The following is an 8,139-nucleotide window of genomic DNA, read 5'->3' on the forward strand; positions in this document are numbered from 1 at the left end:
GCCGCTGATAAGTTCGCCTGGCCGCGCGACTCAACCTCTGCGGCGCCGGTCGAATTCGTAGTACGCAGATGCCCGCCCCCGCGCCGGCTTCGAGGGAGAAGACAGTGTTCCGCCTGATCCGACCACGGCTGCTGCTCGCTGCCATCGCCCTGTTCACGGCGGCCGAAGCCCAGGCCGCGGAGTATGACCTGGTGCTGGCTCCGGCGACCGTGACCACGGCCGGCCGGCCTGGCCCGGCGATCACCGTCAACGGCCAGATTCCCGGCCCGACCCTGCATTTTCGAGAGGGCGAGACCGCGACGGTGCGGGTGACCAACAACCTCAAGGACACCTCGTCGGTGCACTGGCACGGCATTCTGCTCGACAGCAAGGAAGACGGCGTCCCGGGCTTCAACGGCTTTGTCGGCATCAAGCCCGGCCAGACCTACACCTACAGCTTCCCGCTGCGGCAGGCCGGCACCTATTGGTACCACGCCCACTCTGCGACCCAGGAACAGGCCGGCCACTACGGTGCGATCGTCGTCGACCCGCCCAACGGTCCAGTGGTGAAAACCGATCGCGACTACGTGCTGGTGTTCTCGGAATCCAGCGCCGAGGACCCCGAACGGATCCTGGGCAACCTCAAGGTCGACCCCAGCTACTACAACACCGGCCGCCGCACGGTCGGCGACTTCTTCCGTGACGCCGGCAAGTTCGGCTTCCAGGCCGCCTGGCGCGACCGCGCCAACTGGGGCCGCATGCGGATGAACCCCACCGACATTTCCGACGTCAGCGGCTATGTCCTGCTGGCCAACGGCAAGCCTGCGGAGGCCAACGAGACGTTCCTGTTCACGCCCGGCCAGAGCGTGAAGCTGCGGCTGGTGAATTCCTCGGCGATGACCTTCCTGGACGTCCGCATCCCGGGCCTGAAGATGACCGTTGTGGCCGCCGACGGCCGCGACGTGGTCCCTGTCACCGTCGATGAACTGCGCATCTCGGTCGCCGAGACCTACGACGTGGTTGTGGAGCCCAAGGCCGACCAGGCGTTCACGATCTTCGCGGAATCCATCGACCGACGCGGCTACGCCCGCGCGACGCTGGCCACGCGCGCCGGCGACAGCGGCCCCATCCCTGCCATGCGTCCGCGCGCGATCCTGACCATGGCCGAGATGGGCACGATGGGCGGGATGGCGGGCATGGACATGAGCGGCGGTCACGACCACGGCGCGCCCGCCGCGGCTCCCGTTCCCGGCGCGGCCCCCGCTCCGGAACACCACCACCACGGCGCGCCCTCAGCGCAGGACAAGGCCGCCGACTCCTCGGCCGCCGCGCAGTCTGGCGGCGACATGGCCGGCATGGACATGAGCGGCGGCGGCCACGCCCACCATCAGGCCGCCTCGCCGAGCGCCGGCGAGATGGACATGACGCCCGAAGAGCACGCCGCGATGATGGGCGACGCCGCGCTGCCAAAGATCGACTACGGCATGGGCAAGCCCACCGCCGGCCACGGCATGAGCGAGCTGTCGCCCGAGGGCACGCTGGACGGCTCGGGCCGGGTGTTCGGCTGGGCGAACGGCGCGCCGGCCGGATCGCGGGTGTTGAGCTACAACGACCTGCGCGCCCTGACGCCGAACGCCGATTCCCGCCCGCCGGACCGCGAGATCGTCGTGCGCCTCGGCGGCGACATGGAACGCTTCGTCTGGACCTTGAACGGCAAGACCTTCGGCGAGGACCAGCCGATCCGCCTGCGTTATGGCGAGCGGGTGCGGATGACCTTCATCAACGAGACGATGATGGCCCACCCGATGCACCTGCACGGCATGTTCATGCAGCTTGAGAATGGGCAGCCCGCGGACCTGCTGCCGGACAAGCACGTGGTGACCGTGGCGCCGGGCCGCACCGCCTCGGTGCTGATCACCGCCAACGAACTCGGCGAGTGGGCTTTCCACTGCCACCTGCTCTACCACATGGAAGCGGGGATGATGCAGCAGGTGGTGGTGGCCCGCGAGGACGGCTCCATGGGCCCATCCGCCGCTCCACCGGCCGCTCACGACCATCATGACCACGCCGGACACGGAGGCGCCCAGTGAGGCGGATGATCTTGGCGGCCGCCGCGATGGCCGCCGGCGCGGCCTGTGCGTCTTCCGCCACGGCCCAGGAACACCAGCACGCCGGCGGCATCTCCGCCATGGCGATGGCGGACCATCAGCGCACCTTCCACATGGCGCGCATCGAGGCCGATGTGGCCGAGCTGGACGGCGACCCGCTGTTCACCTGGGACGGCGAGGCCTGGATCGGCGGAGACCGCAACAAGCTGTGGCTGAAATCCGAGGGCGAGGTGCACGACTCCGAAGTCGAGCAGGCCGAAGTCCAGGCGCTGTACAGCCGCCAGGTGTCGACATTCTGGGACGTGCAGGTCGGCGCCCGGCATGATTTTGAACCGTCCTCGACCACCTACCTGGCGCTCGGCGTGCAGGGCCTGTCGCCCTACCAGTTCGAGACCGAGGCGACCGCCTTCGTCAGCGAGGATGGCGACCCCAGCTTCCGCCTGAAGCACAGCCTCGACCTGCTGTTCACTCAGAAGGTGGTGCTGGAGCCGTCGATCGAGCTGAACCTTCAGGGGCGCGATGTGCCGGAGCTCGGCGTGAAGAGCGGGTTCACCGATCTCGAGATCGCCGCCCAACTTCGCTACGAGGTGACGAAGAAGTTCGCGCCCTATGTCGAGGTGGCCTACGAGCGGCTGCTGGGCGACACCGGCGATGCGGCGCGCGCAGCCGGCAAGGACCGCGACAACACGCTGGTTCGGCTTGGGCTGCGCACCTGGTTCTGAGGCCCCTTCGAACGGGCGCGTCCGAAGCAGAGGCGCCGCAGGCGCAGTCCGCGCCCGACCGGCGGTTCGGCCGGACCCGAAGGTGCTGCTGATCAGCGGCTACACCGGCGATGCGGCTCCGATAAGCAAGTTCCTGGCCGACGGCATGGAGATGATGACCAAGCCCTTCGGCTTCGAACAGCTGAAGGCAAAAATTCGCTCAATGACCACACGCCCAGGACCCTCCCGCGACGCTCAGCGATGACAATGTCGCCAAGTCGACGCAAATATAGCTTGCTGCACAACAAGAACAGACTTCCGTCCCGCCCTCACCTTTCGTAAAAATGCGTTGAGCAGCCAGTTCAAGGCGCGGTTGAGTGGTGAGGCCTCATCAGTGGCGACCTACCGATTGTTCGTGCTGGACCCTGAGGGCCATGTGCGCGGCGCGACCGTGCTGGAGTGCGCTGACGACGCCGAAGCGACCGCGCGCGCCGCCGAACACCCGCACGATTACGGCATGGAGCTATGGCAAGGCGCGCGCGTCGTGCATCGCTTCGAGCGTCCCGCCGCCTGATCGACGACGCAGAATTTAGCCCGAGAAACTCAGGGCTTCATTTGAAGCGCCCGAAGCCCGATATAGCGTGCTCCTCGAGCCGATGGGGCGGGACCGATCCATGAAGCACTTTCTGATCACGATGGCCGGCGTCTTCGCAGGCCTGGTGATATTCATGATCGGCATTCCGTTCGTGCTGGTGGCGATGGCCGCCGGAGCGGCCGGGCCGGCGCCGCTGCCAGCTCATGCCGTGCTGCAACTCGACCTGCGCGAGACCATCACCGACCAGGACCCCGGCAATCCGCTGGTCAGCCTGGGGCGGCGGTCGCTTTCGGTGATGTCGGTGATCGAGGCGCTGAAGCGCGCGGAGACCGATGGACGGGTGCGCGGGGTGCTGGTGCGCCTGCCCGAGGGCGGGATGGAGCCCGGCGCGGCCGATGAGCTGCGGCTGGCGTTCCTGCGGTTGCGGGCCGCCGGCAAGCCGGTGTTCGCCCACAGCCAGGGCGTCTATCCGAGCGCGATGGCGCTGATGACCTACATGCTGGGCGCCTCCGCCGACGAACTGTGGATGCAGCCTGGCGCGGCGCTCCAGGCGACCGGGATCAGCACCGAGGACGTGTTCCTGAAGCGGTTCTTCGACAAGTACGGCGTCGTCACCGATTTCGAGCAGCGCTACGAGTACAAGAACGCGGTCAACGGCTACCTGAATGACGACTACACGGCCGCGCACAAGGAATCGCAACTGTCGTGGATGACGTCGGTCTATGAGAGCGCGATCAATTCCGCCGCCCGCGACCGCAAGCAGGCGCCGGCGGCGCTGCGCGCCAACCTCGAAGCCGGGCCTTATGTCGCCGAGCAGGCGCGCGCCAACGGTTTGATCGACAAGGTGGGCCAGGTCCGCGAGGCCGAACAGGCCCTGCTGAAGAGAGCCGGCGACGACGCCGAGATGGTCGATTTCGGTGACTATCAGCGCGCACGCAAGGAGCGCGACCACGCCATCCGCAGTGTCGGCTCGATCGCCGTGATCGAGGCCGAGGGGCCGATCGTCACCGGCCGCGACGGCGGCGCCAATCCGTTCCAGGGCGGCTCGACGGTCTATTCCGACGACGTGTCGGAAGCATTTTACGATGCCGCCAAGGCCAAGGACGTGAAGGCCATCGTCTTCCGGGTGAATTCGCCCGGCGGATCGGACACCGCGTCTGAACAGATCCTGGCCGGCGTGCGCGCGGCCAAGGCGGCCGGCAAGCCGGTGGTGGTCAGCATGGGCACCTATGGCGCCTCCGGCGGCTACTGGATCGCCTCGGAGGCGACCTCGATCGTCGCGGAGCCGACGACGCTGACCGGTTCGATCGGGGTGTTCGGCGGCAAGTTCGCTTTGGGCCCTGCCCTGGCCCGCTATGGCGTCGACGTGCGCGAGACCCAGGTCGGCGGCGCCTACGCCGACGCCTTCTCCATGGGCAAGCCGTTCACGCCGGACGATCGCGCCGCTTTCGCCGGGTGGATGGACCGCATCTACGACAACTTCGTCGCCCGCGTCGCGGAGGGTCGCAAGTTGACGCCCGAGCGGGTGCGCGAGATCGCCAAGGGTCGAGTGTGGACTGGCGCCCAGGCGCACGAACTTGGCTTGGTCGACCACGTCGGCGGTTTCTACGAAGCAGTCGAACAGGCCAGGATACTCGCCAAGCTGGAAGGCGTGCCGCATCTGAAGCGCATGTCGCCGAGCGCCTCGCCGCTGGAGGCCCTGCAACAGGCGCTGGGGGTCTCGGCGACCTCAATGCGCACCCTCGCGGCCGCGGCCTGGGTCATGGGCGACCCCAAGGCCCAGGCGGTGATGGACGAGCTGGCCAGCGCGCGGATGCGCAGCCAGGGGGCGCTGGTGCTGGCGCCGATCCCGGTCCGCTAGGGCCCTGCGGCGGCCGGGTTCAGAGCCCGGCCGGCGCGGAAGGTCACCGTGCGCCTGCCGAAGTCCAGCGCCACGGAGCGGAAATGGCGCAGGATGTCGACGCCGATCAGGATCGCCGGCTGTTCCTCCAGGTCCCAGATCCTGAACACGTGCAGGTCGGCGAACACCGCCGACAGGCCGCCGATCCTCAGGCCGCCCATGCGCAACGCCGGCAGCGGCGAAAGTTCGCCCCGCGCCGACTGGCCGGTGGCGCTGACCAACATGACTTCGATGCTCTGAACCGGACGGCCGGGGTCTGCGCTCACCACCGCGCGCCGCAGCGCCAGATTTCCCACGGTGTTCTGCGAGCCTGAATCGAGAAAGGCGGTGACCGGCTGGCCGCCCACGTCGGCGTCGATGATGATCAGCTGGCCGAACCGCTGGCGGGCCGCGACGGTGACCACGCCGGCGTCCTCGGTCACCGGGATCCGCCCGCCCGCCGGCGCGACGATGGGCGGGAGAACCGGACGGCGGGAGTCGTCGATGCGCAGTTCGTTATGCTCGAAGTCCAGTTCGACGCGGCGATTGCGGAGCACGTCGACCCCCAGCAGGCCTTGGGCCCCCAGGCGCGACTGGGCCAGCAGCGGCATGCGCACGCGCCTCGAGCTGACCGCGCCGACGCTCAGACGGTTGATCAGGGCTAAGGGGGCCGGTTCAGCGCCGGCGATCCCGTGGATCTCAGCGTCGCCAGCGCCCGGCGCGCCGATCCGCGCGGCGACCTCGGCGGCCAGCACCGAGCGATTGGCGCCGGTGTCGACCACGAAGGCGTAGGGACCGGCGCCATTGAGGAACACCGGCGCGGTCATCCGTCGCGCGGTGTCGGCCTCGGCGGCCAGCACCGCGCCGTCGGACGGCGGTGGCGTCGGCGGTTGCAGTCCCGCCAGATTGACCAGCACGCGGCGCCCATCCCGAGGGCTTGCGCAGGCCGCGCCCGCCATCGAGGCGCCCAGCGCCAGCACCGTACGGCGCCTGTCCCACAGCCGCGTCAAACGCAGGCCTCCAGGCCAAGAAAAAGGGGCGGCGGATTTCTCCGCCGCCCCTTTCCTTGCCCCATCTCGCCCCTAGAAGCGAAGGCGCAGTTGAGCAAACACCCGACGCCCGACAACGTCGAACACGGACGGATCAGTGCCCGACTGCACATTCGGCGAGTATTGCGGCGGCTTCTTGTCGAAGGCGTTGTTGACGCCCAGCCGCACCTCGACTGTGTCGGTGGCCTTCCAGCCGGCCGACACGTCGGTGTACCAGACGCCCTTGGTGCCGCCGAACGTTTCGCCCGGGAACTCGACGCTCAGGCGGTTGTCCATCTTGCCGATGTAGCGGGTGCGGCCAAGCACGTCGAAGTCGCCGAAGGTCCAGGCCGCGGTGCCGGTCACGCGCCATTCCGGGAAGCTCTGGCCCAGGCCCGCGCCGAAGTAGGAGACCGTACCGGCCGTATCGAGCAGCGGCAGGCTGGAGAGGCTCTTCGACTTGTATTCGAACAACTTGCTGATGATCACGTTGGCCTTCACTCCGCCCCAGCTCGGCGACAGGCCCAGCCATTCCCAGTCGAAGCCATAGTCGACCTGGAAATCGATGCCGCTGGTCTCGATGCGGCCCTGGTTAGTGAACTGGAACGGGTATGCATCATTGACCGGGTCGTAGATTCCGCCTGGATACCTGTTGTCGAGCTGCAGGATATCGCCGCCACCGCGGATCAGGGTCTGATTACACGCCACATAGGTCGGCGAGAAGGTCGGGTTGTTGCCGTAGTAGTTGAAGCAGTCGGCGACGATCCGGTTGATCTGCGGCCGCAGGATCGCGTCCTTCACCTTGATGTTGTAGTAGTCGATCGAACCGCGCAGGCGCTCCGTCCACTGGTTTTCCCAGGGCGTCGAGAAGACGGCGCCAATGGTGATCGTGTCGCCACGCTCAGATTCGAGCTGGTTGTTGCCCGCAAGGTAGGCGGTGAGCTGCGAGCCCGGCGTTTGCACGTACCCGGCTACGTCGCCGACCCCGGTCGCGCCGCACAGCGCCGCGACCTGCGCCGCCGAACCGCCCGAGCGGAGCACGCCGCCCTTGGAGCACGGGTCGAAATACTGGGGAGCGTCGTTGCCGCCGGCGAACAGTTCCTCGAAGTTCGGTGCGCGCACCGCCCGCTGGTACGAAGCCCGGAACCGCAGGATGTCGACCGGCTGCCAGTTGATCTCGGCCTTGAATGACGAGGAACTGTCCTCATCGGACTTGAAACCGGTCAGCTTGTCGGCGAATTCGGCCAACGAATAGCGGTAGCCGAGGTTCAGTTCGAGGGTCTTGGCGAACGGCGCGTCCTTGACCAGCGGGATCAGCGCTTCGCCGAAGAAGTCCTTGAAGCTGCTGGTGCCGTCTTCCGGATCCTCCAGGGTGAAGCCGGAGATGTTCTCCGCGCCCGAGCCCGGGTTCGCCTTGGATTCGATGTTGCGATACTCGGCGCCGACCACCACTGACAGCGGGCCGGCGGGCAGGTCCATCACGTCGCCCGAGGCGTAGACCTGGCCGATCTGCTGGATCAGGTCGCGGGTCGGCTGCAGGTCTACCCGTAGGAAGGTGCGGCAGGCGGCCGAGAGCGGATTCGCCCCGAACGGGTTGAAACCGCCCGCACACAGTGCGTTGCCGCCGTCCGCCGCCGAAAGCAGCTGTTCCAGCTTCACCAGATCGACGTTGCCGCTCTGGGTGTTGATGATCTTGGTGCGGCCCTCGGAGACATAACCCTCGACGCGCCACCCGGTGTCGCCGATCGGCATGCGCAGGCCGGCGAGGTACTGGGTGACGGTGTTCTCGTAGTTTTCCTGGCGCAGGCCGATCTCCAGCGTGCGGGTGCGCATCTGGAAGGGTTCGTTG

The 8,139-nt window shown here is 67.7% G+C and carries 7 protein-coding genes; 5 read left to right on the forward strand and 2 right to left on the reverse strand.

What is annotated here, in order from left to right; genetic code table 11:
• Positions 1 to 104: 104 nt before the first annotated feature.
• From Q8R27_RS06245 to sppA, 5 genes are all read left to right on the forward strand, one after another.
• Positions 105 to 2,069, forward strand: coding sequence for a copper resistance system multicopper oxidase (locus tag Q8R27_RS06245; protein WP_305698199.1), 1,965 nt, complete (start codon positions 105 to 107; stop codon positions 2,067 to 2,069).
• Between the two features lie 5 nt (positions 2,070 to 2,074).
• Positions 2,075 to 2,809: a copper resistance protein B gene (locus tag Q8R27_RS06250; protein ID WP_305698206.1), complete on the forward strand. Its 735-nt coding sequence runs from the start codon at positions 2,075 to 2,077 to the stop codon at positions 2,807 to 2,809.
• A gap of 82 nt (positions 2,810 to 2,891) precedes the next feature.
• Positions 2,892 to 3,053, forward strand: coding sequence for a hypothetical protein (locus tag Q8R27_RS06255; protein ID WP_305698200.1), 162 nt, complete (start codon positions 2,892 to 2,894; stop codon positions 3,051 to 3,053).
• 84 nt (positions 3,054 to 3,137) lie between these two features.
• Positions 3,138 to 3,362, forward strand: a complete 225-nt coding sequence (locus Q8R27_RS06260) for a hypothetical protein (RefSeq protein WP_305698201.1) — start codon at positions 3,138 to 3,140, stop codon at positions 3,360 to 3,362.
• Positions 3,363 to 3,462: 100 nt separating this feature from the next.
• Positions 3,463 to 5,244, forward strand: a complete 1,782-nt coding sequence (gene sppA / locus Q8R27_RS06265; RefSeq protein WP_305698202.1) for a signal peptide peptidase SppA — start codon at positions 3,463 to 3,465, stop codon at positions 5,242 to 5,244.
• Here the strand turns inward: sppA and Q8R27_RS06270 are convergent.
• The gene (locus Q8R27_RS06270; protein ID WP_305698203.1) at positions 5,241 to 6,272 is read right to left on the reverse strand and encodes a retroviral-like aspartic protease family protein; all 1,032 of its coding nucleotides are present in this window, start codon (positions 6,270 to 6,272) and stop codon (positions 5,241 to 5,243) included. The two genes, sppA and Q8R27_RS06270, sit on opposite strands and share 4 nt — an antisense overlap.
• A gap of 72 nt (positions 6,273 to 6,344) precedes the next feature.
• A partial coding sequence (locus Q8R27_RS06275) for a TonB-dependent receptor (RefSeq protein WP_305698204.1) occupies positions 6,345 to 8,139 on the reverse strand: 1,795 nt, incomplete at its 5' end.

The sequence above is a fragment of the Phenylobacterium sp. genome (assembly GCF_030697305.1).
Classification (GTDB): domain Bacteria; phylum Pseudomonadota; class Alphaproteobacteria; order Caulobacterales; family Caulobacteraceae; genus Phenylobacterium.